Origin of the sequence: Paraburkholderia sp. RL17-381-BIF-C, assembly GCF_046026435.1 — a bacterium.
Taxonomy (GTDB): domain Bacteria; phylum Pseudomonadota; class Gammaproteobacteria; order Burkholderiales; family Burkholderiaceae; genus Paraburkholderia.
This window is the reverse complement of the sequence record NZ_JARESX010000036.1, coordinates 25,007-47,382: the sequence shown is the minus strand read 5'-3', so window position 1 is coordinate 47,382 and position 22,376 is coordinate 25,007. Positions and strand designations below refer to the sequence as shown.

Genomic DNA, 22,376 nt, shown 5'->3' with positions numbered 1-22,376 from the left:
AGCGGTGCGCCCCCACAACATGATTTCTCTCTTCGTGTCTATGCATGCGGGCGCCTCCTATTGAGGGCGATCGTTGCGCATGGCGCCATGCACTCTTGCGGATTTTCGAAACGACGCGCAAACGCCGTCCGGACGGGCTCTGGGGCCGGTCCGTCTGCTATCTGCACTATCCGTTCTGTGATATGCTCCCCGGGTGCAAAGTTTTAGGTCCTTCCAAGCAAGACTTGATTCGCGCAATCCGCTAAACGGTCAGGCCGTGTCGCGGAAGGTTCTGTAACCCGCTATTTCTCGAGAAGCTCGAAGAAAGGTGAGCGTAAAAATGATGAAGCAATTCCAGTCGAACTCTTATCTGTTCGGCGGCAATGCTCCGTACGTAGAAGAAATGTACGAAGCGTATCTCGATAATCCGGCGTCAGTGCCCGAGAACTGGCGCAGCTATTTCGACGCGTTGCAGAACGTCCCTGCATCGGATGGCAGCAATGCCAACGACGTGGCCCATGGCCCGATCGTCGAATCGTTTGCGCAACGCGCCAAGGCCAACGCCTTCATCCCGCGCACCGCAACCGGCGGCGAAGACCTCGCCACCGCGCGAAAGCAAGTCTATGTGCAGTCCCTCATCGGCGCATATCGCTTCCTCGGCTCGCAATGGGCCAATCTCGATCCCCTGAAGCGCCGCGAACGTCCCGCCATCCCCGAACTCGAACCCGCGTTCTACGACTTCACCGAAGCCGACATGGACCAGGAGTTCAGCGCCACGAATCTGTATTTCGGATTCGAGCGTGCTTCGCTGCGTGAGATCGTCAAGGCACTGCGCGACACGTACTGCGGCACGATCGGCGCCGAGTACATGTACATCAGCGATCCGGAGCAGAAGCGCTGGTGGAAAGAGAAGCTGGAATCGATCCGTTCCACGCCGAGCTTCTCGAACGAAAAGAAAAAGCACATCCTGAATCGCCTGACGGCCGCTGAAGGCCTCGAGCGCTTCCTGCACACCAAGTACGTCGGCCAGAAACGCTTCTCGCTCGAAGGCGGCGAAAGCTTCATCGCGTCGATGGACGAAGTCGTGCGTCACGGCGGCGCCAACGGCGTTCAGGAAATCGTCATCGGCATGGCTCACCGTGGCCGTCTGAACGTGCTGGTCAATACGCTCGGCAAGATGCCGGCGGATCTGTTCGCCGAATTCGAAGGCAAGCACCACGACGACCTGCCGGCCGGCGACGTGAAGTACCACAAGGGTTTCTCGTCGGACGTCTCGACCGAAGGCGGCCCGGTCCACCTGTCGCTCGCGTTCAACCCGTCGCACCTCGAAATCGTCAACCCGGTGGTCGAAGGTTCGGCCAAGGCCCGTATGGACCGTCGCGGCGACGACAGCGGCCTGCAAGTGCTGCCGGTGCAGATCCACGGCGACGCGGCTTTCGCCGGCCAGGGCGTCGTGATGGAAACGCTGAACCTCGCGCAAACGCGTGGTTACGGCACGCACGGCACGCTGCACATCGTCATCAACAACCAGATCGGCTTCACGACGTCGGACCCGCGCGACTCGCGCTCCACGTTGTACTGCTCGGACGTGGTCAAGATGATCGAAGCGCCGGTGCTGCACGTGAACGGTGACGATCCTGAAGCAGTGGTGCTGGCTACGCAGCTGGCTATCGACTTCCGCATGCAGTTCCACAAGGACGTCGTCGTCGACATCGTCTGCTTCCGCAAGCTGGGTCACAACGAGCAGGACACGCCGGCTGTCACGCAGCCGCTGATGTACAAGACGATCGCCAAGCACCCGGGCACGCGCGCGCTGTACGCTGAAAAGCTGGTGCAGCAAGGCGTGATCACGGCTGCCGACGCGGACGAATACGTCAAGGCCTACCGCAAGGCCATGGACGAAGGCCATCACACGGTCGACCCGGTGCTCTCGAACTACAAGAGCAAGTACGCGGTGGACTGGGTGCCGTTCCTGAACCGCAAGTGGACCGACGCCGCGGATACCGCAGTGCCGCTCGCGGAACTGAAGCGCCTTGCTGAGCGCATCACCACGATTCCGGAAAACTTCAAGGTTCACCCGCTGGTCGAGCGCGTCATTAACGACCGTCGCGCGATGGGCCGTGGCGAAGCGAAGCTCGACTGGGGCATGGGCGAACACCTGGCATTCGCGTCGCTGGTCGCTTCGGGCTACGCGGTTCGCCTGACCGGTCAGGACTCGGGCCGCGGCACGTTCACGCACCGCCACGCGGTGCTGCACGATCAGAACCGCGAACGCTGGAACGACGGCACGTACGTGCCGCTGCAGAACATCGCCGAAGGTCAGGCGAAGTTCACGGTGATCGACTCGGTGCTGTCGGAAGAAGCGGTGCTGGGCTTCGAATACGGTTACTCGACCGCTGAACCGAATACGTTCGTCGCGTGGGAAGCGCAGTTCGGCGACTTCGTGAACGGCGCGCAAGTCGTGATCGACCAGTTCATCTCGTCGGGCGAAGTGAAGTGGGGCCGCGTTTCGGGTCTCACCATGCTGCTGCCGCATGGCTACGAAGGTCAGGGTCCGGAGCACTCGTCGGCACGTATCGAGCGTTTCCTGCAATTGTGCGCAGACCACAACATGCAGGTCGTTCAACCGACCACGCCGGCGCAGATTTTCCACCTGTTGCGCCGTCAGATGATCCGCCTGTTCCGCAAGCCGCTGATCGTCGCCACGCCGAAGTCGCTGCTGCGTCACAAGGAAGCCGTGTCGGATCTGTCCGAACTGGCGAAGGGCGCGTTCCAGCCGATCCTCGGCGAAATCGACGAAGCGATCGACGCGAAGAAGGTCAAGCGCGTGGTCGTGTGCTCGGGCCGCGTGTACTACGACCTGCTGGCGCATCGCCGTGAATCGAAGTCGAACGACGTCGCGATCATCCGTATCGAACAGCTCTATCCGTTCGCGCACAAGCAGTTCGAAGCGGAAATGAAGAAGTACGACAACGCGACCGAAGTGGTCTGGGTGCAGGACGAGCCGCAGAATCAAGGCCCGTGGTTCTACATCGAGCACCACCTGAAGGACGGCATGAAGGAAGGGCAGAAGCTGGCATACAGCGGACGTCCGGCTTCGGCCTCGCCGGCAGTCGGCTACTACGCGAAGCACTACGAGCAGCAGAAGGCGCTGGTCGAAGGCGCTTTCGGCCGCCTCAAGAGCGCGTCGATCGCTAAATAATCACAAGAGCCGAACCGGGAAAGCGCAGGGCGCTTTCCCGTGCCGCATCTGAATGATCAGCGCGGCAGTCAAGGTTCGCAGGCGGTCGGCGGATCCATGGATCGCGCGCCGTCACCCGATACGTATTCAGGATATTCATAATGGCTATTGTTGAAGTCAAGGTTCCCCAGCTCTCCGAGTCGGTTTCGGAAGCCACGATGCTGCAGTGGAAGAAGAAGCCCGGCGAGGCTGTTGCTCAAGACGAAATTCTCATCGAAATCGAGACCGACAAAGTCGTGCTCGAAGTGCCGGCACCCTCGGCCGGCGTGCTCGCGCAAGTCATCGCGAACGACGGCGATACCGTCGTCGCTGATCAGGTGATCGCCAAGATCGACACCGAAGGCACGGCAGGCGCCGCTGCTGTCGAAGCCGAAGTGAAGCCCGCTCCGCAAGCCGCACCGGCACCCGCCGCTGCACCGGCTCCGGCGGCTCAAGCCGCATCCGCAACGGGTGCCAACACCGCTGCTTCGCCGGCTGCCGGCAAGCTGATGGCCGAGAAGGGCCTGGGCGCGGGCGACGTCGCCGGCACGGGCCGCGACGGCCGCATCACCAAGGGTGACGTGCTGACTGCGGGCGCTCCTGCTGCCACGGCCGCACCCGCACCGGCTCCGGCCGCAGCACCGAAGGCTGCGAAGCCGTCGCTGCCGGACGTCAAGGCGCCGGCTTCGGCTGACCAATGGCTGAAGGACCGCCCGGAACAACGCGTGCCGATGTCGCGTCTGCGCGCTCGTATCGCCGAGCGTCTGCTCGAGTCGCAGCAAACCAACGCCATCCTGACCACGTTCAACGAAGTGAACATGGCGCCGGTGATGGACCTGCGCAACAAGTACAAAGACAAGTTCGAGAAGGAACATGGCGTGAAGCTCGGCTTCATGTCGTTCTTCGTGAAGGCGGCGGTTCACGCGCTGAAGAAGTTCCCGCTGGTGAACGCGTCGATCGACGGTAACGACATCGTCTATCACGGCTACTTCGACATCGGTATCGCGGTCGGTTCGCCGCGCGGTCTGGTGGTGCCGATCCTGCGCAATGCGGATCAGCTGAGCCTCGCCGACATCGAGAAGAAGATCGCCGAATTCGGCCAGAAGGCGAAAGACGGCAAGCTGTCGATCGAAGAAATGACCGGCGGCACGTTCTCGATCTCGAACGGTGGTGTGTTCGGTTCGATGCTGTCGACCCCGATCATCAACCCGCCGCAATCCGCGATTCTGGGCGTGCACGCCACGAAGGAACGCGCTGTGGTCGAAAACGGCCAGATCGTGATCCGCCCGATGAACTACCTGGCGCTGTCGTACGACCACCGGATCATCGACGGTCGCGAAGCGGTGCTGTCGCTGGTTGCCATGAAGGATGCGCTGGAAGATCCGGCTCGCCTGCTGCTGGACCTGTAATCACCGGCCCGGCCGGTGCCGGCTTGTCGTAGGGCGAGCCGGCACCATATAAGCATCAGGCAAGCAACACGTCTTTCGCATTCCGCAGTACAGGAACGCCGCGCGCCACGAAGCGTGGCCGCGCGCCGTTCCGCCCTCAAAAGGATTGTCATGTCCAAAGAATTTGACGTCGTCGTGATCGGCGCAGGCCCTGGCGGTTATATCGCCGCTATTCGCGCAGCGCAGCTCGGCAAGACCGTCGCATGTATCGAAAAATGGAAGAACCCGGCCGGCGCGCTGAAGCTCGGCGGCACGTGTCTGAACGTGGGTTGCATTCCGTCGAAGGCGCTGCTCGCGTCGTCGGAAGAGTTTGAAAACGCGTCGCATCACCTCGCCGACCACGGCATCTCCGTGGAAAACGTGAAGGTCGATATCTCGAAGATGCTGGCCCGCAAGGAAGGCATCGTCGAAAAGATGACGAAGGGCATCGAATTCCTGTTCCGCAAGAACAAGATCACGTGGCTCAAGGGTCACGGCAAGTTCACCGGCAAGACGGACGCCGGCGTGCAGATCGAAGTGAGCGGCGAAGGCGAAACCGAAGTGGTCACGGCAAAGAACGTGATCATCGCCACGGGTTCGAAGGCGCGCCATCTGCCGAACATTCCGGTCGACAACAAGATCGTCGCCGATAACGAAGGCGCGCTGAGCTTCGACACGGCTCCGAAGAAACTGGCCGTGATCGGCGCAGGCGTGATCGGTCTGGAACTGGGTTCGGTGTGGCGTCGTCTGGGTGCGGAAGTGACCGTGCTCGAAGCGCTGCCGGAATTCCTCGGGGCGGCTGATCAGGCGCTGGCTAAAGAAGCGGCCAAGCAGTTCAAGAAGCAGGGTCTGGACATCCACGTCGGCGTGAAGGTCGGCGAAGTGAAGACGACCGACAACGGCGTGACGATCGCGTACACGGACAAGGACGGCAACGCGCAGACGCTGGAAGCCGACCGCCTGATCGTGTCGATCGGCCGCGTGCCGAACACCGACAACCTCGGTCTCGAAGCGATCGGCCTGAAGGCCAACGAGCGCGGTTTCATCGACGTCGACGACCACTGCGCAACGGCGGTGCCGAATGTGTACGCGATCGGCGACGTGGTGCGTGGCCCGATGCTCGCGCACAAGGCCGAAGACGAAGGCGTGCTGGTTGCCGAAATCATCGACGGTCAGAAGCCGCATATCGACTACAACTGCATTCCGTGGGTGATCTACACCGAACCGGAAATCGCATGGGTCGGCAAGACGGAGCAGCAGTTGAAGGCCGAAGGCCGCGAGATCAAGACGGGTCAGTTCCCGTTCATGGCGAACGGTCGCGCACTGGGCATCAACAAGGCGGATGGTTTCGTCAAGATGATCGCCGACGCGAAGACCGACGAACTGCTCGGCGTGCACATCATCTCGGCCAACGCATCGGACCTGATCGCGGAAGCCGTGGTGGCGATGGAATTCAAGGCGGCGTCGGAAGACATCGGCCGCATTTGCCATCCGCACCCGTCGCTGTCGGAAGTCATGCGCGAGGCGGCACTGGCCGTCGACAAGCGCGCGCTGAACATGTAATCACGCGCACGCCTGACTGACAGTACTCCGGCATTACCACGAAGGCGGGCGGGTTCATTCCCTCCCGCCTTTCTATTTGCAGCAACGGCAACACGATGAACGTCACCGAATACTACGAAAAAGAACTGCAGACGCGGGGTTACCAATCGGACCCGGCGCAACGCGCGGCGGTCGACCGTCTGCAGCGGTGCTATGAAGAGTGGACCGAATACAAGTCGCGCCGCTCGAACGCGTTCAAGAAACTGATCATCCACCCGGATCTGCCACGCGGCGTGTATATGTGGGGCGGTGTAGGGCGCGGCAAGAGCTTCCTGATGGACAGCTTCTACATGATCGTGCCGTTGCATCGCAAAACACGTCTGCATTTCCACGAGTTCATGCGCGAAGTGCACCGGGAACTAGAAGATCTGAAAGGTCAGGCCGATCCGCTCGACGAACTCGCGCGCCGGATCGCGAAGCGCTACCGGTTGATCTGTTTCGACGAATTCCACGTGTCGGATATCGCCGACGCGATGATCCTGTACCGCCTGCTCGACAAGCTGTTCGAAAACGGCGTGCAGTTCGTGATGACCTCCAACTACGATCCGGACACGCTGTATCCGGACGGACTGCATCGCGACCGGATGTTGCCGGCGATCGAACTCATCAAGGCAAAGCTCGACGTGATCAACGTCGATGCGGGCATCGACTACCGGCAGAGAACCCTGGCTCAGGTGGAGGTGTATCACTCGCCGCTTGGCGCCGCCGCCGACAAGGCGTTGCGCGACGCATTCGGTCGCCTTGCCGCCGTTCCCGACGAGAGCCCGATCCTGCATATCGAAAAACGCGAGCTGAAGGCGCTGCGCCGCGCCGACGGCGTCGTGTGGTTCGACTTCGCCACGTTGTGCGGCGGTCCGCGCTCGCAGAACGACTATCTGGAACTGGCAAGCCGCTTTCACGCCGTGGTGCTCTCGGGCGTGCCGCAGATGTCGGCGCGCATGGCTTCGGAAGCGCGCCGTTTCACCTGGTTGATCGACGTGTTTTACGACCACAAAGTGAAACTGTTGATGTCCGCCGCCGTGCCGCCCGAGCAACTGTATGTGGACGGTCCGATGGCGAACGAGTTCACCCGAACGGTCTCACGTATCGTCGAAATGCAGTCGAAAGAGTATCTCGACGCGCCACGGCGGATCGTCGATACGTCGCTGACCTGACACACCGCGTGGTACCGCCGGCGGTGCTTTCGCGATAGATCGCACGGCATTGGCGAACGGGGCAACTGCACCCGGCGTATTTTCAAGATTCGGATTGGTCTTATTCTCCGGCCGCGGGCGACTGGCTATCTTTTGTCGAGGTTCTGACAAAGGAGAAACCATGAATCCCTACCGTGATATCAACGACGAAGAATGGCAACGTATCGCACCTCTTCTGCCGGAACTGCGTCCGCGCTCGGAACTGCGTGGCCGGCCGCTCGCCAATACGCGCTCTGTACTGAACGGCGTGCTGTGGGTCATGTACAGCGGCGCCACCTGGTCCGCCATGCCGCGTCGATACCCGTCGTATCAAACCTGCCATCGCCGCTTCAAGGCGTGGTATGAATCCGGCGTACTCAAACGGGTGATGGAACAACTGTTCGGCGCGGCGAGCGTCGAGTTGTGCGCGCTCATGGAAGGTCGGATGCGCTCGCACGTGAGTGCGGAGCAGAAGAGTGCCGAAACACAAAAAGCGGCGGTCGTCTCGCCTGCGGTGTTCAGCCCGGCATCGCCGCAGCCGCTGCCGTCCTCGCCGTTCGTGTTCAATTCGCCCTTCAAACACGCTGCATGACGGATTCGAACGGGCGACTCCAAACAAAAGAAAACGGCCGAACGATGATGATCGTCGGCCGTTTCTTGTGAGTCTCTCTCGGGTTCTTCCGCGCTCAAGTCCCCTTTATTTCTCTCGCGGTGTGGCCCGGGCTCTGCCAGGTGCTTCGGCGCATAGGTGCGCGCCTCGCGCCGAACTCGCCGCGTTACATCTGAACTACGCGCGCATCATTGTTGACGTACCCACGTCTGCGAACGGCCCAGCAACGAAACGCCGATATAGCCGCGCACGACCAGTTTGTTTCCACCGTCTTCCAGGTGCATCTTGCACTTGTAGAGCTTGCCGTTTTCCGGGTCGAGGATCTGCCCGTGGTCCCAGGCGTCGCCGTCCTTCTTCATGTCGCTAATGATCGTCATGCCGAGAATCAGCTGATCCTTGCGCGCGTCGGTGCATGCCGTGCAGCGGCGGTCCGGCTGGTCGTTCGCGCCGAGTCCTTTGATCACCTTGCCATTGAGCGAACCGCTGCGGTCCTGCGCGATCTGCACGAGCGCTTTCGGCTGGCCGGTATGATCGTCGATGGTTTGCCACGTGCCGACCGGGCTGTCGGCTTGCGCCATGGCCGTCACGGCGCTGGCGAGCAGGACGCCGGCGAGCGCGGCATGTTTGACTGAGCGAAGCGCGATTGCGCGAGCACGGTGGGTGAATTGCGTCATTGTCTTCCTCCTTGATTAAAGACGGCGCGATCATGGTCGCGCGGCGTTATTGGCATCTCGGGCGGCCTTCGTACTTTGCCGCCGTGATGCCTGCTGATGTCTGCATGGCCTCTCAGGTTCTGCATCGTCCGGCTGGGTGCGCTACTTGGGATTGCAGCTCGTGGGCCACCGGTCGCGACATCGTCAGCGCAGAATACGTGAAAGTGCGCGCGCCGTTTGATAGTGGACCCTCTAATCAGGACGCGGCACTTTGGCGAATCAGTTCAGCTGGTAGGAGAACGTCGCGTTGATGCGCGGACTGCGTGACGCGCTTTCCACCGGTGCATCGCCAATCGCTTTGGCCACCGACAGATCCAGGCTGTAGTACTTCGCGTCCGAGATCCGGAAGCCGAAGGCGATCGATGAAAGCTTCGAAGGTGAGGGCGTACCCGCATGCAGATAGACGCGCGCCATGTCGAACGAGACGTAGGGTGTGAGCGTGCGTAGATACGTGAAGCCCGGCGTGAAAGCGCGATTGACTTCGAACATCGCGCCCCAGCCTGAATCGCCCGATGCTTCGCCCGGCTGATAGCCTTGCGCAAACCGCTGCGCACCGAACGAGATCTGTTCCGAGGTAGGCAGCGACACGCCGCTGTATTGGCCGGTCAGCGAGACCGCGGTGCCGATCTTCAACGGCCACTCGTTGGTTTGCGAAAAGCTGGCGCCGGTTCGCACGAAGTTGATCGACGCCGGATTGGTGACGGGCGAGCCCGGCACATTCGAGTCGCCGGATTTCGACGCGCCCAGAATGTCGAACGCCTTGGCCACGTTGACACTCGCACGGCGTACCTGGCCGGTCTGCACGCCGGTGTAGTCGGCCTGCAACTGCATGACGCGTATTTGCGAGCGGAAGCCGATCTGCGCACCCGTGTCGTGGTTGTTGTAGCGATCCTCGTCGTGCGACGCGTAGACCGACGCCGTGCCGATCACGCTCTGCGTGTTGCTCAAGAGGATCGGATAGGCCAGCGAGCCGCCCACCTTGTCGTTGATGACCGTGCGTTCGATCGAAGAGGGCAGTCCCGGGTTGTCGGTCGGGTTGCCGCGATAGTGCGAGGCGTCGATCTTCGCGAGCAGGCCATTGCTGCCGATCGGCACCGCGCCGTGCGTGGCGAGATAGGTGACGTTGTCACGCCCCTTCGGCAGCAAGGCCGACACGCTCAACTGTTCGCCGAACGAGGTCAATCCGTTTTCGGTGGCGGTCAACAATCCTTGTACGCCGGGGTGATTGAAGTCGATCCCGGTGCTGACGTCGAACGGCTTGCGCTCCACGTTCAGTTCGAGCGTGGTGGCGCCGTCGGTGTTCTGCGGTGGCGGCACGTTGGCCGCGACCTTCACGCCCGGCAGCAGGCCCAGCACGTTGACATAACGCTCGAAGGTGGCGCGCCGCAACGGGCGGTCGGCGGTGATGTGGTCGGCGATCGCGCGGATCTTGTCTTCCACGGCGCCCGCCTTGCCCGTTACCTTGACCGCGGACACGTAGCCTTCCACCACCGTCACGCGCACCACGCCGCCTTCGAATGTCTGCGCCGGAACAAACGCGAACGAGAGCGCGAAGCCGCGATCCTGATAGAGCTTCGTGACGCCGTTGGCGACCTGGATCAGATCGCCGATTGTCGTGTCTTTACCGACAAGCGGCGTGAAGCGTTGTGCGACGTCGTCGAATGGAATGGACTTCACGCCCTCGACCTGAATGCGCGAGGGCGTGATGTGGCGGGCGAGCAATTCTTCGAGTTGGGGGGCTTGCGGTGCGACTTGCACGGTCACGTTGGGCCCTTTGTCGGGTGCCTTGATCTGCGGCAGCGAATCCAGGGGATTGCCGCCAACTGCCGTGCTGCCCGCGCGGGACTGCGCGTGTGCCTGCATCTGTAGGGTGCTCGCCGCAATCGCGGCGACTACGACGGTCCATGTGCTGCCATACCCGAGTTTCATCGGATCTTCCTCGTGTGCCGTTCTTGTGTCGCGCTCGCGTTGCCTGGCCGGGCGGGTTGCGAACGCTTATATGTGGCTCGATGCGTGCTGCCATGCTTGCATGTATTACGTCACATGCTCCGGGGGGCTTGAGCCTTCGCCGAAAAAAACCGGAGCACGTGATGAATCTGACTGTTTATGCGCATTGGCTATTCACGGCTTCAGGTTCCATCCGATGAGCTTGCTTCGAGCAAGTCTCAGCGGATAGATGATGCGTGCGATAGCCGCAAGACAGTTAGGCTTACTATTTATGGGTTGCCGGCAGCAAGCCGCCGAGCAGGGTCGTCAAGCCGCCCGTCGCGGTGCCCGAGCCGCTCGTCGAGCCTGCCGCCGAACTGAGCGTGCCGGTCAACTGGCCGACCAGTGCGGTCACCGGCGCGAGCGGCTGAGCGCCGCTACCCGAAGTGCCGCTCGTTACGCCGGACAGCGCGCCGGTCAGCGTCGACAACGGATTCGAAGCGCTACCCGAACCGCCCAGCGTCGAAGTCAGCGAGCTCAACGGCGAACCGCCCAGCGTCGAAGTCAACGAACTCAACGGCGAACCGCCCAGCACCGAAGTCAGCGAACTCAACGGCGTGCCATTCAGACCGGAAGTCAGCGAACCCAGCGGCGTGCCGCTTAGCGCCGAGGTCAGGCCGGCGAGCGGGGTGCCGCCGAGCAGTGTCGATAACGAGCCGACCGGATTGCTGCCAAGGCCGAGACTCGCCAGCGAACTTTGCAGCGGGCCGAACGGATTGCTACTGGCGGGCGGCCCATTGGCGACGTTGACGTTCGTGCTGCCGACGAGGCTCGTAATCAGTCCGGGAATCGGCATGGCGCCGTTCGGGCCGTTCGGATTGACGAGGCCGCCAGCATTCGTCACGGTGTTGCCGAGCGAGCCGACCACCGTGCCGAGATCGGCGCCGAGCGGGTTCTTCGTGGCGCCGCCTACTTGCGAGCCGGCGGAGCTCAACGCGCCGCCCACTTGCGCGAGCACGCCGCCGAGCGGTGCGCCGAGGCCGGTCTGCGTGCCGACCGTTTGCGTGACGAGGCCGGCCGTTGTCACGATCGGCGTGATGGCGGTGCTGATCGGTTGCGTGATCTGCTGCACGGGCACCGAGCCGAGCGAATTGCCGAGTGTCGCGCCTCCGGCGTTTAGTGCGCCCGCGGCGGTGGAGAGGGTGCTGGCCAACGGTGTCGTGAGCGGCGACAGCGGCGCGAGATTGCCGCTGCCGAGACCGCCGACCGCCGTGCTCAATCCTTGCACGACGCCGCTCGTCGACCCGACCACGGAGCCGAGTCCGGCAACCGTGGTGCCGACCGGATTGGCCGTGGTGCCGGTCTGGCCGACGCCGCTGCTCACGGCATTGGCGAGCGCGTTCAGCGTGCCGCTCGTGCTCGACACGGCATTGCCGAGACCTTGCGTGACCTGCGGGCTCAGGCCCGGAATGGTCTGCGAGGCGATCGTCGAGCCGAGGTCGTTGGTGGTCTGTGCGGCCGCGGTGGCGAGGCCGGTGGTGCCGGTCTTGGTGGTGGTGGTGCCGCCGGTGGTCGAGCCGGAGCCGCTGCCGCTACCGGTGCTCGAGGTGGTCGGCGGCGCGCTGACGGTGCTGCCGCCACACGCCGCGAGCAGGCCGGCGACGGCCACGGCGATCAATGGTGTGCGCAACGACGACACAGTCGCGCACGTCGCGTGGAGAGAAAAAAAACGTTGAGTGGACATGTGTGCTCCTCCGTGTCTTCTGGATGTCGTGTGCGTTGGTTCCAGTGCGCCGGTGCAACGGGTCTCTGAGCGGCGCGCCCAGTTCAGTCGGCTTCGGGTAGTGCCGGAGCACGGCTGGCGGGCCGCGCTCCGGCTTGGTCTCGCGCTACGTTTTTGTGCTGTTTCCGAACGTCCTGTTTACTTCTTGCCCAATCCGCCGAGCAGGCCGCCGACGAGCGAGGTCACCGGTGCGAGCGGATTGCCTGTCGTGCCTTTACCCGTGCTGGTCGACAGCGACAGACCGGCGCCCGAGCTGGTGGAGGCGGCCGTGGTCGTCGTAGTCGGCGTGGCGCTCGCCGTGGTCGTGACGCTGCCAAGCGCGCCCGTCACGCTCGTCAGCAAGCCGGTGACCGGAGCGAGCGGGCCGCTGCTGCCGCCTGCCGCGCCGGAGAGGCCGCTCGTCACGCTCGAAAGCAGGCCGGTGACGGGTGCGAGCGGGCTGCCGCCGCTGGCTGCGCCGCCAACTGCGCCGGTCACGCTGCTGAGCACGCCGGTCACCGGAGCGAGCGGACCGCTGCTGGTGCCGCCAGTCAGGCCGCCGAGCGCGCTGGTCAGCGGAGCGAGCGGACCGCTGCTGGTGCCGCCGGTCAGGCCGCCGAGTGCGCTGGTCAGCGGAGCGAGCGGATTGCCGCCGCTGCCACCCGTGAGCAGGCCGCCCACCGAAGCGACTGTCGTCCCGGTGTCGGTCACCGTGTGGCCGAGTGCAGCCGTGACCGGGTTGCCGCCGGTCGCGGTCAACAGCGCGCCGGCTTTGCCGAGACCGCCGCCGACCGCCGAGAGCAGGCCGTTCAGCGGTGCACCGAGGCCGGTGGTGTTGCCGACCGTCTGCGTGGTCGCGGCGACCATCGACGTAATCGGCGTGATTGCGGTGCTGAGGGTTTGCGTGACTTGCTGGACCGGGCCCGTCGAGAGGGCGGTGGTGAGCGTGCTGCCGCCATTGGTTACCGCGCCGCCGAGCGTGTTGACGACGCCGCCGAGCGGCGAGGTGATCGCCGACAGCGGAGCGAGCGGGCCGCTGCCGAGGCTCGTCACGAGGTTGCCCGCATCCGTCACCGCGCCGCCGACATGACCCACGACCCCTCCCAGGCTCGAGACCGTCGTGCCGACCGCGTTGCCGCCGGTGCCGAGTTGGCCGAGCCCTTGCGACACCCCGCCGCCGAGCGTGGACACGGCCGCGCCGACTTGCTGGACGATGCCGCCGGCGGCCTGCGTGGTTTGCGAGCTGACGCCGGGCAAGGTCTGCGAGCCGATCACGGTGCCGATGCTGCCGACCGTCGAGCCGACGTCGCTGACCACGCCGCCCGTATTGCCCGCGACCGTGCCGAGCGCGTTGGCGACCGCGGTGGTGCCCGTTCCCGTTCCGGTTCCGTTGCCTGTTCCCGTGCCCGACGTTCCCGAGCCGTTGCTGCCGGTGGTGGTGCCCGAGCCCGAGCCGCCCGAACCCATCGAACCACTGCCGCCACCCGAGGTGGACAGTGTGCCTCCCGCGGAGCCGCTACCGTTGCTGCCGGTGCCGGAACTCAGGCTGCCGGAGCCGCCGCAAGCACCGAGAGAAAGCATCGCGGCTACGCTGGCCGCAATCAGGGTTGCCCGTATCGTCGTGTTGGTCGTTTGAATGTTCATGTCGCCCTCGAATCGCATGTGTTGTTGGATGTTGCTGCGTGCCTATCTCTGCACGAGCCGTGCCATTTCGCTTGAGCAATGCGGAGGATTTTCTCGAGGTGTCGCGCCGCGCCTTATCCGATAAGGCTTCGCGAGAAGTTGATGGAATGCGCGCTGAATCAGAATGGGCTCGCAAAATGCGATGCACGGGGGTGGTTACGCAGGCGGCGTAACGTAACGAGCCGCGCGCGCCGTTACGCTGTACGACGTAACGCAGATGCGCGAAACGGGTCCGCGCGCTTGAAACGTTCTGTTCAAACAAATAATTAGTGGAGCGAATCTAACTCATGGTTATACCTATGTGCTGCAACGCACGGACTGCCGTTAATCTGATCGAGCGGATAAAACGCACACGTGACGAGCATCGGGGCAGCGAACAATTGCTTAAATATCATTGTTCGGCTATAAAACCCGAAAGCATCGGAGATTGACGAGGGAGGTGGGTTATCGAACAGACAGCTCATAAGCATCCGTTTTACTGACGGCGGCTGCAAAGTGAAGCTACTGCGGTGCAACAAGAGAACCGGGAATGAGAGACCAACGGTTCGCGCACTCGGGTACTCCACCGACCGATGCAGCACGTACACGAATGAAATAAATGAAGTCCGAGGGTTCACATGAAAAAATTCACACAACGTTTTCTGAACGACAACAAAGGCGTGACCGCCATTGAATATGGCCTGATCGCGGGGCTTGTCGTGCTCGTCATCGCTGGGGCGGTGGGGAGTGTCGGCTCGAATATCTCGGCTGTGATGACGAAAGTCGCCAGCCTGATTACCACGACGTAATGATCATCAAGGGCAAACCGTAAGCGTCGTGCGAAGCGGTTGGGCGTAGCGGTCGTCGTTCCGGCAGCCGCTCGTTTCGCTGACGTATTACGCATCGCTGAATGATTAATGCGAATTGCATTGCAATTCGCAGGGCGTAGCTTTGCCTGTCGAGCGCGAAATGAATGTTTTCGTTGGCATTATGTTATTTATCGCCTGGGCCGCGGCAGTCGCAATTAGCGATTGCCGCTGGCGGCGTATATCCAATTCGATTGTCGTGGCGGGTTTAGCCGCGGCATTCGGCTGCGCGCTATTTCAATGCGGGCCTTTCGGGATTTCCCCTGCTCACGCGGGTATGGGGGCACTGATTGGTCTCGCTGCGTTGCTGCCGTTTTTTGCGCTCGGTGTCATGGGCGCCGCCGACGTCAAGATCTTCGCCGTGCTGGGTGCGTGGTGCGGTATGCAGGCGTTGCCCGGTCTGTGGATGGCCGCGAGTCTTGCAGCCGGCGTGCATGCGCTCTGGCTGCTGATCAAGACGCGCACGCGGCTCATGAGTCTTGTCCGTCGATCCGGCGCGACCTTCGAACTTGCCGGTAAAGCATCCACGCCGTACGCCGCGTGTCTCACCGTGGCCGCGAGCGGCTGGCTCGTGCTGCATGGCATGGCCGGAGGACTGCGATGAAGCCCGCCACGATGCAGCGCGCATGTTTGCAACACCAACGAATCCATCAGCGCGTAGCGCGGGCGCAGCGCGGTGCCACGGCGATTGAATTCGCCCTGGTGTTCCCGCTCTTCTTCGCGATCCTGTACGCGATCATCACGTTCAGCCTGATCCTCGTGGCCCAGCAGAATCTGACGTTGGCCGCGGAAGAGGGCGCGCGCGCGGCCTTGAACTGGCAGAGCAACACGTCGCTGCAAACCGCGTTGACCAACCGCGGCAATGCGGCCTGCGCGGCGGCCAAGCTGGTGGCCTCGAAACTGGTGCAGGCCATGCAATGCACGCCGTCTTCCGCGACGTGCGGGCCGGGCGGCGCCATGCAATGCGTGAACGTGCTGCTCACTTATAACTATCAGGCGAATCCGATCGTGCCGATCCTGCCGCTGCTGGGAATTGTGGTGCCGAAGTCGCTGACGAGCAGCGCCACCGTACAACTCAATCCGGAGAATATCCAGTGACGCGCGCGCCGGCTCCATGCCTCGTCGTCCGTGAATGCGTGATTGCACGCGCGCACGGCACCGCATTGTTTAACCGAAGCAGCCAATCGTCATGCCGAATCTGACCAGAATTTTTGCCGGTGTATTGATCGTGGTGGCGCTCGTGCTCGGGATGTTCGCGTGGACACTGTCGCGCCGCCCGGCGCCCGTGGCCGTCACGCCCGCCACGCATGCGAGTTTTCCGGTGGTGGTGGCGACCCGCACGCTGACGGCGGGCAAAGCCATTACCTCCGACGATCTGCGCGTGCAATCGCTGCCGATCAATCCGAACGGCGCCTTCACGGAGCCGGCGCAACTGACCGGGCGCGTGCCGAACGCGGAGATTGGCGCGGACTCGCCGGTGCTGGAAAGCCAGTTGTCGTCGGGACTCGCGGAGCGCGTCGAACCGGGCGAGCGCGCGCGCGCCGTAAGGGTGGACGAAGGCAACGCGGTCGGCAACCGTCTGCGGCCGGGCAATTTCGTCGACGTATTTTTTACGCTCAAGCGCGACGGCGGCAGCATGGGGAACGGCGGCGAAATCGACCGGACCCAGGCGCGTCTGCTGATGTCGAAAGTGCGCGTGCTGGCGTTCGGCAACGCCACCGCGAGCGGCGACAGCGCGGGCGATCCGAACGGCATGGTTCGCACGGCGGTGCTCGCCGTGCCGGTCGCCGATGTCGATCGTCTGACGCTCGCCGAGAGCGCCGGCCGTCTGATCTTCGCGTTGCGTAATCCGAAGGATGCCGAAGTAGTCGATCAAAGCGTTTTACCGGCTTATCCGGGCGTGCTGAAGACCGCGGCCCAGGCGGGCACTGGCGCGCCGCTTCAGGATTCGACCCGCGCCGCAGCCGGCGTGGCGCTCGACACCTTGTCGGGCAGCGTGAACGCTGGCAGCGCCGGCGCCGCCACGCGGCTGCCGCCGCTTCCGCGCGTGCCGCCGACGCGCGTGGCCGGCAATACCAACAGTACAAAGAGCGGTATCGAAGTGATACGGGGTGGGCGCGCCGAGACGGTCGCCTGGTAAAGCAGTTTCAGGGAGCGGGCGGCCGGTCGCGTCCATAACTACATGACAGAACGGATTTTTGTTTTCCGCAAGACGGCGTGGCTGGGGGTGGTCTTGCTGGCCGTATCGGCGGCGACCGATGCAGCAGGGCCGGTGCAGCGCGGGCAAGCGGCACAAGCGGCACAAGCGGGTCAATCGGCCCAGCCAGCGACCGCCGCGCCTGGGCAGACCATTGCGCTGACGGTCGGCGCGCAGCAGCAAATCGCCGTCGGCCACACGCTGCAACGTGTCGCGATTGGCGACCCGTCGGTGGCCGACGTGCTGATCATCAAGGGCGACAAGCGCGGCGGCGTGCTGCTGGTCGGCAAGGCCGCGGGGACGACCAACCTGATGTTGTGGGCGCGCGAGCGCGAAGCGCCGCTGCAATACACGGTCGACGTGACCACACCGGCCGCCGCGTCGTTGCTGGGACCCGACACGCCGGCTGTGAAAGTGCTCGGCGGCACGGCCGTGGTGTCCGGCACGTCCGCGACGATGGAGGCTCACCAGCGCGCCGTGGTCGCGGCCGAGGGCTCGCTCGGCAAGGACGGTTCGGTATTCGACACGTCCAGGGTGGCGAGCCGCGCAGTCGTCCAGGTGGACGTGCGGGTGGTCGAGTTCAGCCGTTCGGTGTTGAAGGAAGTGGGCTTCAACTTCTTCAAGCAGAACAACGGCTTCACATTTGGTTCGTTCGCGCCGTCGGCTTTGACTTCGGTGTCGGCGACGGCGGGCCAGGCGCCGAGTCTGACCGGCGTGACGCCGATCTCGTCGGCATTCAACCTGATTTTCAACTCCGCCACGCACGGGCTGTTCGCGAACCTGAGTCTGCTCGAGAGCAACAACCTTGCGCGGGTGCTCGCCGAGCCGACCCTGGTCGCGTTGTCCGGCCAGAGCGCGAGTTTCCTCGCCGGTGGCGAGGTGCCGATTCCGGTGCCGCAGGCGCTCGGTACGACTTCGATCGAATTCAAGCCGTACGGCATTGGACTCACGCTCACGCCGACCGTCCTGAGCCCGCAACGCATCGCCCTGAAAGTGGCGCCGGAGGCGAGCCAGCTGGACTTCGCCAACGCGGTGACGATCAGCGGCGTGTCGGTGCCCGCGTTCATCACGCGGAGAGCGGACACCACCGTCGAACTCGGCGATGGCGAGAGCTTCGTGATCGGCGGGTTGATCGACCGCGAGACGGCGTCGAATGTCTCGAAAGTGCCGTTGCTCGGCGACCTTCCCGTGATCGGGACGTTCTTCAAACAGCTGAACTACCAGCAGAACGAGAAAGAGCTGGTGATCATCGTGACGCCGCATCTGGTCTCGCCGCTCGCCAAGGGCGCGACCTTGCCGTCGACGCCGGGCGAGCAGTCCGAGCAGCGCAGTGGGCCGGTGTGGCGCTCGCTGATCGGCGGCGTGGCGGCGCGCGATTCGTCGCCGGGATTTTCGAAGTGAAGCCGGCAGGCGCTCTTGCAGTGCGCCGGATGAATACAGGGGTGAGCCGGCGTGCGCGCGAACCGCGTGGGCCCGCCGGCAAGCAGTACGACGCGGGGGCTTTGTCGCCTATGCCGCATAAGGAAGTCCAACATGAACGCGAGAACGCATTCATTGACTGAACGGGCGGTCACCGACTATTTCGTGTTCGCGTCACTAACCGACGAACACGTGCATTGGCTCGCCGATACGCTGGTGGGCGCCGGTGTGGTCGAAGCGGCCACGCTCGATCCGTCGATGCTGACACAGCGCATCGCGACGCTGAATCCGTCGCTGGTGTTCGTCGATTTTTCCTGCGGCCGCGCCGCGGCGGCGAGCGCTGCCGCGAGCGCGGTGCGCGCCGCTTATCCCAGCATGCAGATCGTCGCGCTGGGCTCGCTCGCGGAACCTGAAAGCGCGCTGGCCGCGTTGCGTGCCGGCGTGCGCGATTTCATCGATCTGACGGCGCCCCGCGAAGACGCTCTGCGAATCACGCGCCAGGTGCTCGACAACCTTGTCGAGCCGGTTAGCCGCCATGGCCATGTCACCGCGCTGCTGGGCGCGCGCGTCGGCATGGGCGTGAGCACGCTGGCCGCGAATCTCTCGGTGATGCTGCAACGGCGCGATGTCGCGCAGGGCCGGCAAGCGGCGTTGCTCGATCTCGGCCTGCCGGCCGCGGACGCGTCGCTGCTCCTGAATACGCGCAGTGAATTCAATTTCGTCGAAGCCGTGCGCAACCTGCGCCGCTTCGATCAGACCTTCGTGCATACCGCGCTGTCGCACCACGCGAGCGGCCTCGCGCTCACCACGCTGCCGCCGAATCTGGCGGACATGCGCGAGGTCTCGTACTCGTCGTCGATCGGTTTGCTGAGCCGCCTGCGGGCGTTCTTCGACCAGCAGATCGTCGATCTCGGCGGCTTCACCAATGGCGAGTTCATCGCCCATGTCGTGCAGGCCGCCGATGAAACCTGGCTGCTGTGCGATCAGGGCGTGGCCTCGATCGTATCGGCAGTCGGCGTGCTCGACGCGTTGCGTGAAGAGGGCGTGGATACCTCGAACGTGCAGCTGATCGTCAACAAGTTCGACGCCGATCTCGGTCTCGCCGCCGCGCAGATCGCGCAACGTCTGGACATTCCATTGCTCGCCACCTTGCCGGAGCGGCGTATCGCGCTTGGGCAGGCGGTCAATCAGGGGCATCTGCTGGTCGATGTCGCCGCGCGCGATCCGTATGTGCGCGCGCTCGAACCGTTGATCGAGCGGCTCGGCGGCGCCGAGCGCACCGCTTCGCAGGCACGCGGCAAATCGGCTCTCGGCGCGCTCAAGCGCCTCATTCCAACCACTCACAAGCGGTCATAGACGATGGCAAAAGAAATCGAATTTGCCGACGACGCGCCTTCGTTCGCGCATAGCCAGCAGTTCCAGGATATCAAGAACGCGGCGCACGAACATCTGCTCACGCGTATTGAGGAACTCGGCTCCGAGTTCGGCCGCTGGTCGCGTAACGCGATCAATCAGTTCGTCGATCTGGAGATGGACAGCTTCGTCAGGCTGCGCCGCATACCGATCAACGAGAGCGAAGTGCGCCTGATCGCGGAAGCGCTGACCAAGGAACTCGCGGGCTTCGGTCCGATCGAGGATCTGCTCGCCGATCCGGCCGTTGAAGACATTCTGATCAACGGCTACAACGACGTGTACGTGTCGCGCCACGGCATTCTGACGCGCATTCAGGTGCGCTTTGCCGACAACGCGCATCTGCTGCGGATCGTGCGGCGCATTCTCGCGCCGATCGGCCGACGTCTGGACGAATCGAATCCGATGGTCGATGCGCGTCTGCCGAACGGCGGCCGTGTGAACGTGGTGATCGAGCCGCTCTCGATCGACGGGCCGATCGTCTCGATCCGCAAATTCCGCAAAGATCCAATGCGGCCCGACGATCTGCTCGGCAACGGCACCTACAGTCCGGAGATCGGCGCGTTGCTCGAAGCCGCGGTGGCGGCGCGCTGCAACGTGCTGGTGTCGGGCGGCACGAGCTCGGGCAAGACGTCGCTGCTCAATGCGCTGGCGTTTCATATTCCCGAACCGGAACGGGTCGTGACCATCGAGGACACTGCCGAACTGTCGCTGAACCATCCGCACGTGGTGCGGCTGGAAAGCCGGCCGGGCGGCTTCGACGGCGCGGGCGTCGTGACGATTCGCGACCTGCTGCGCAATACCTTGCGGATGCGGCCGGACCGCATCATCGTCGGCGAAGTGCGCGGCGGCGAGGTGCTCGAAATGCTGCAGGCGATGAACACCGGCCACGACGGCTCGATGGGCACCGTGCACGCGAGCTCGCCGCGCGAATGTCTGTACCGGCTCGAAATGCTGGCGGGTTTCGCGGGCTTTCAGGGCACCGAGTCGAGCCTGCGCCGCCAGATCGCCAATGCGATCGACTTCATCGTGCAGATCGGCCGGCTCTCCAACGGCCGCCGTCGGATCCTGTCGATCACGGAAGTGACGGGGCTGTCCGACAACATCATCGCCACGCAGGAGCTGTATCGCTACGAGCCGATCCTGACCGCCGAAGGCGACGAGCTCGACAACTGGGTCTCGCTCGGCATTCATCCGCATTCGCCGAAGCTGGCGCGTTTCCGCCAGGCGCTGGGCGGCGGCGAGGCAAACAATGCGTTCGGCAACGCGGGCTTCGGCGGATCGGGCGGCGGCGGATTTGGCGGTGGCGGCTTCGGCGGTGGTGGTGGCGGGTTTGGCGGAGGCTTCAATGTCTAGCGCGGTGCTGGTCTTCGCGGCGCTTGCGCTGCTCTGCGCGGCGCTCGCATTGCTGCTCTGGCAGCGCGGCGCGCAACGCAAAGGCCAGGTGAGCGCGCAACGCTATATCGACAGCCGCATGGCTTCGCCTAATGGGGGTTCGTTTGGCGCGTCCCCCATGGCGGCCGGCGTCGCTGCGGGTGGGATGGGCAGCGGCCCGGCAAGCGGTGCGCGCGGCGGCCCCGCGCGCGCCGTCGCGACGCAGGCCGTGATCGCCCCGCAGGCGCCGTCTGCCGACGCAGGCTGGGTCGAGTATTGGCGTTATCTGCAGGCGCGCGTGCGTTTCATGGTGCGGCACGCGATGGCGCGTGCGGGCATTGCCAATGCAAAAGCGCCGGCCGCGCTCGCGGGCACCGTGGTGTTGCTGCTGTGCGGCTGGGCCGCGCTGGCAGGCGGCGTGCTCGCGGCCGGCGCCGCGTTGATCGCCTGCGTGATGTTCTTCTATTTTCTGTTGACGCTGCGCGTGAACAAACGCCGTCAGCAGATCGTGCGGCAGTTGCCGCTGTTTCTCGACGGCATCGTGCGTCTGATCACGCTCGGCAACAGCGTGCCCGCGGCCTTCCAGGCCGCGATGCAAACCACCGAGGCGCCGCTGCGCGAATGCCTCGACTACGTGTCGCGAATGCTGCGCACCGGCGTGGAGATCGATCGCGCGCTCTCCCAGGTCGCGCTGATCTATGGCGTGCGCGAACTCGAACTGGTCGGCGCCGTGCTGCGTCTGTCGGTCAAATACGGCGGACGCGCCGACGTCATGCTCGAACGGATGGCCTCGTTCATGCGCGACCTCGAACACGCCGAGCGCGAACTGGTCGCGATGTCGGCGGAAACGCGGCTTTCTTCGTGGGTGCTGGCCATGCTGCCGGTCGGGATCGGCGGTTTCCTCATCCTCTCCAATCCTAAGTATTTCGCCTCGATGTGGTTCGACCCGACCGGCCGGCAACTGGTCTATCTGGCGTTTGCATTGCAGCTGGGCGGTGCCTATCTGCTGTATCGCCTCGCGAACCTGAGGAATTGAC

17 protein-coding genes are annotated in these 22,376 nt (G+C 63.9%); 13 read left to right on the top strand and 4 right to left on the bottom strand.

The window, feature by feature from the left end; genetic code table 11:
• The first annotated feature begins 319 nt into the window (after window positions 1-319).
• The 5 genes from P0D70_RS21935 (at window position 320) to P0D70_RS21915 (ending at window position 7,992) form a co-directional block, all read left to right on the top strand.
• Window positions 320-3,181 (top strand): 2-oxoglutarate dehydrogenase E1 component, encoded by a 2,862-nt coding sequence (locus tag P0D70_RS21935; protein ID WP_091794874.1) that lies wholly within the window; start codon window positions 320-322, stop codon window positions 3,179-3,181.
• A 140-nt stretch (window positions 3,182-3,321) separates the two neighbouring features.
• Window positions 3,322-4,608: a 2-oxoglutarate dehydrogenase complex dihydrolipoyllysine-residue succinyltransferase gene (gene odhB, locus P0D70_RS21930; protein ID WP_408186026.1), complete on the top strand. Its 1,287-nt coding sequence runs from the start codon at window positions 3,322-3,324 to the stop codon at window positions 4,606-4,608.
• 150 nt (window positions 4,609-4,758) lie between these two features.
• A complete protein-coding gene (lpdA, locus tag P0D70_RS21925; RefSeq protein ID WP_408186025.1) occupies window positions 4,759-6,189 on the top strand; it encodes a dihydrolipoyl dehydrogenase in 1,431 nt (476 codons plus the stop codon).
• Window positions 6,190-6,284: 95 nt separating this feature from the next.
• Window positions 6,285-7,382, top strand: coding sequence for a cell division protein ZapE (gene zapE, locus P0D70_RS21920; RefSeq protein WP_091794865.1), 1,098 nt, complete (start codon window positions 6,285-6,287; stop codon window positions 7,380-7,382).
• Window positions 7,383-7,542: 160 nt separating this feature from the next.
• Entirely contained in the window at window positions 7,543-7,992 is a 450-nt protein-coding gene (locus P0D70_RS21915) for a transposase (RefSeq protein WP_091794861.1), read from the top strand.
• Between the two features lie 206 nt (window positions 7,993-8,198).
• Here the strand turns inward: P0D70_RS21915 and P0D70_RS21910 are convergent, their stop codons facing one another.
• The 4 genes from P0D70_RS21910 to P0D70_RS21895 form a co-directional block, all read right to left on the bottom strand.
• Window positions 8,199-8,684: a DUF2147 domain-containing protein gene (locus P0D70_RS21910; protein ID WP_408186024.1), complete on the bottom strand. Its 486-nt coding sequence runs from the start codon at window positions 8,682-8,684 to the stop codon at window positions 8,199-8,201.
• A 258-nt stretch (window positions 8,685-8,942) separates the two neighbouring features.
• The gene (locus P0D70_RS21905; protein WP_408186023.1) at window positions 8,943-10,652 is read right to left on the bottom strand and encodes a ShlB/FhaC/HecB family hemolysin secretion/activation protein; all 1,710 of its coding nucleotides are present in this window, start codon (window positions 10,650-10,652) and stop codon (window positions 8,943-8,945) included.
• A gap of 283 nt (window positions 10,653-10,935) precedes the next feature.
• On the bottom strand, window positions 10,936-12,393 hold the full coding sequence (locus tag P0D70_RS21900; RefSeq protein WP_408186022.1) for a collagen-like triple helix repeat-containing protein: 1,458 nt from the start codon (window positions 12,391-12,393) through the stop codon (window positions 10,936-10,938).
• A 177-nt stretch (window positions 12,394-12,570) separates the two neighbouring features.
• Entirely contained in the window at window positions 12,571-14,055 is a 1,485-nt protein-coding gene (locus tag P0D70_RS21895) for a collagen-like triple helix repeat-containing protein (protein ID WP_408186021.1), read from the bottom strand.
• 656 nt (window positions 14,056-14,711) lie between these two features.
• Between P0D70_RS21895 and P0D70_RS21890 the strand changes: the two genes are divergently transcribed.
• The 8 genes from P0D70_RS21890 to P0D70_RS21855 all read left to right on the top strand — a co-directional run bounded on the left by P0D70_RS21890 (window position 14,712) and on the right by P0D70_RS21855 (window position 22,375).
• A complete protein-coding gene (locus P0D70_RS21890; protein WP_408186020.1) occupies window positions 14,712-14,882 on the top strand; it encodes a Flp family type IVb pilin in 171 nt (56 codons plus the stop codon).
• Window positions 14,883-15,042: 160 nt separating this feature from the next.
• Window positions 15,043-15,543: an A24 family peptidase gene (locus P0D70_RS21885; RefSeq protein ID WP_408186019.1), complete on the top strand. Its 501-nt coding sequence runs from the start codon at window positions 15,043-15,045 to the stop codon at window positions 15,541-15,543.
• On the top strand, window positions 15,540-16,037 hold the full coding sequence (locus P0D70_RS21880; protein ID WP_408186018.1) for a TadE/TadG family type IV pilus assembly protein: 498 nt from the start codon (window positions 15,540-15,542) through the stop codon (window positions 16,035-16,037). Before P0D70_RS21885 ends, P0D70_RS21880 begins: the two co-directional genes overlap by 4 nt.
• 91 nt (window positions 16,038-16,128) lie before the next feature.
• The gene (gene cpaB, locus P0D70_RS21875; RefSeq protein WP_408186017.1) at window positions 16,129-17,079 is read left to right on the top strand and encodes a Flp pilus assembly protein CpaB; all 951 of its coding nucleotides are present in this window, start codon (window positions 16,129-16,131) and stop codon (window positions 17,077-17,079) included.
• Between the two features lie 42 nt (window positions 17,080-17,121).
• Window positions 17,122-18,537: a type II and III secretion system protein family protein gene (locus P0D70_RS21870; RefSeq protein WP_408186016.1), complete on the top strand. Its 1,416-nt coding sequence runs from the start codon at window positions 17,122-17,124 to the stop codon at window positions 18,535-18,537.
• 132 nt (window positions 18,538-18,669) lie between these two features.
• Window positions 18,670-19,911: a fimbrial protein gene (locus P0D70_RS21865; RefSeq protein WP_408186015.1), complete on the top strand. Its 1,242-nt coding sequence runs from the start codon at window positions 18,670-18,672 to the stop codon at window positions 19,909-19,911.
• 3 nt (window positions 19,912-19,914) lie between these two features.
• Window positions 19,915-21,321, top strand: a complete 1,407-nt coding sequence (locus P0D70_RS21860; RefSeq protein ID WP_408186014.1) for a TadA family conjugal transfer-associated ATPase — start codon at window positions 19,915-19,917, stop codon at window positions 21,319-21,321.
• Window positions 21,314-22,375, top strand: a complete 1,062-nt coding sequence (locus P0D70_RS21855) for a type II secretion system F family protein (RefSeq protein ID WP_408186013.1) — start codon at window positions 21,314-21,316, stop codon at window positions 22,373-22,375. The genes P0D70_RS21860 and P0D70_RS21855 overlap by 8 nt, the downstream gene beginning before the upstream one ends.
• The last annotated feature ends 1 nt before the right edge of the window (window position 22,376 follow it).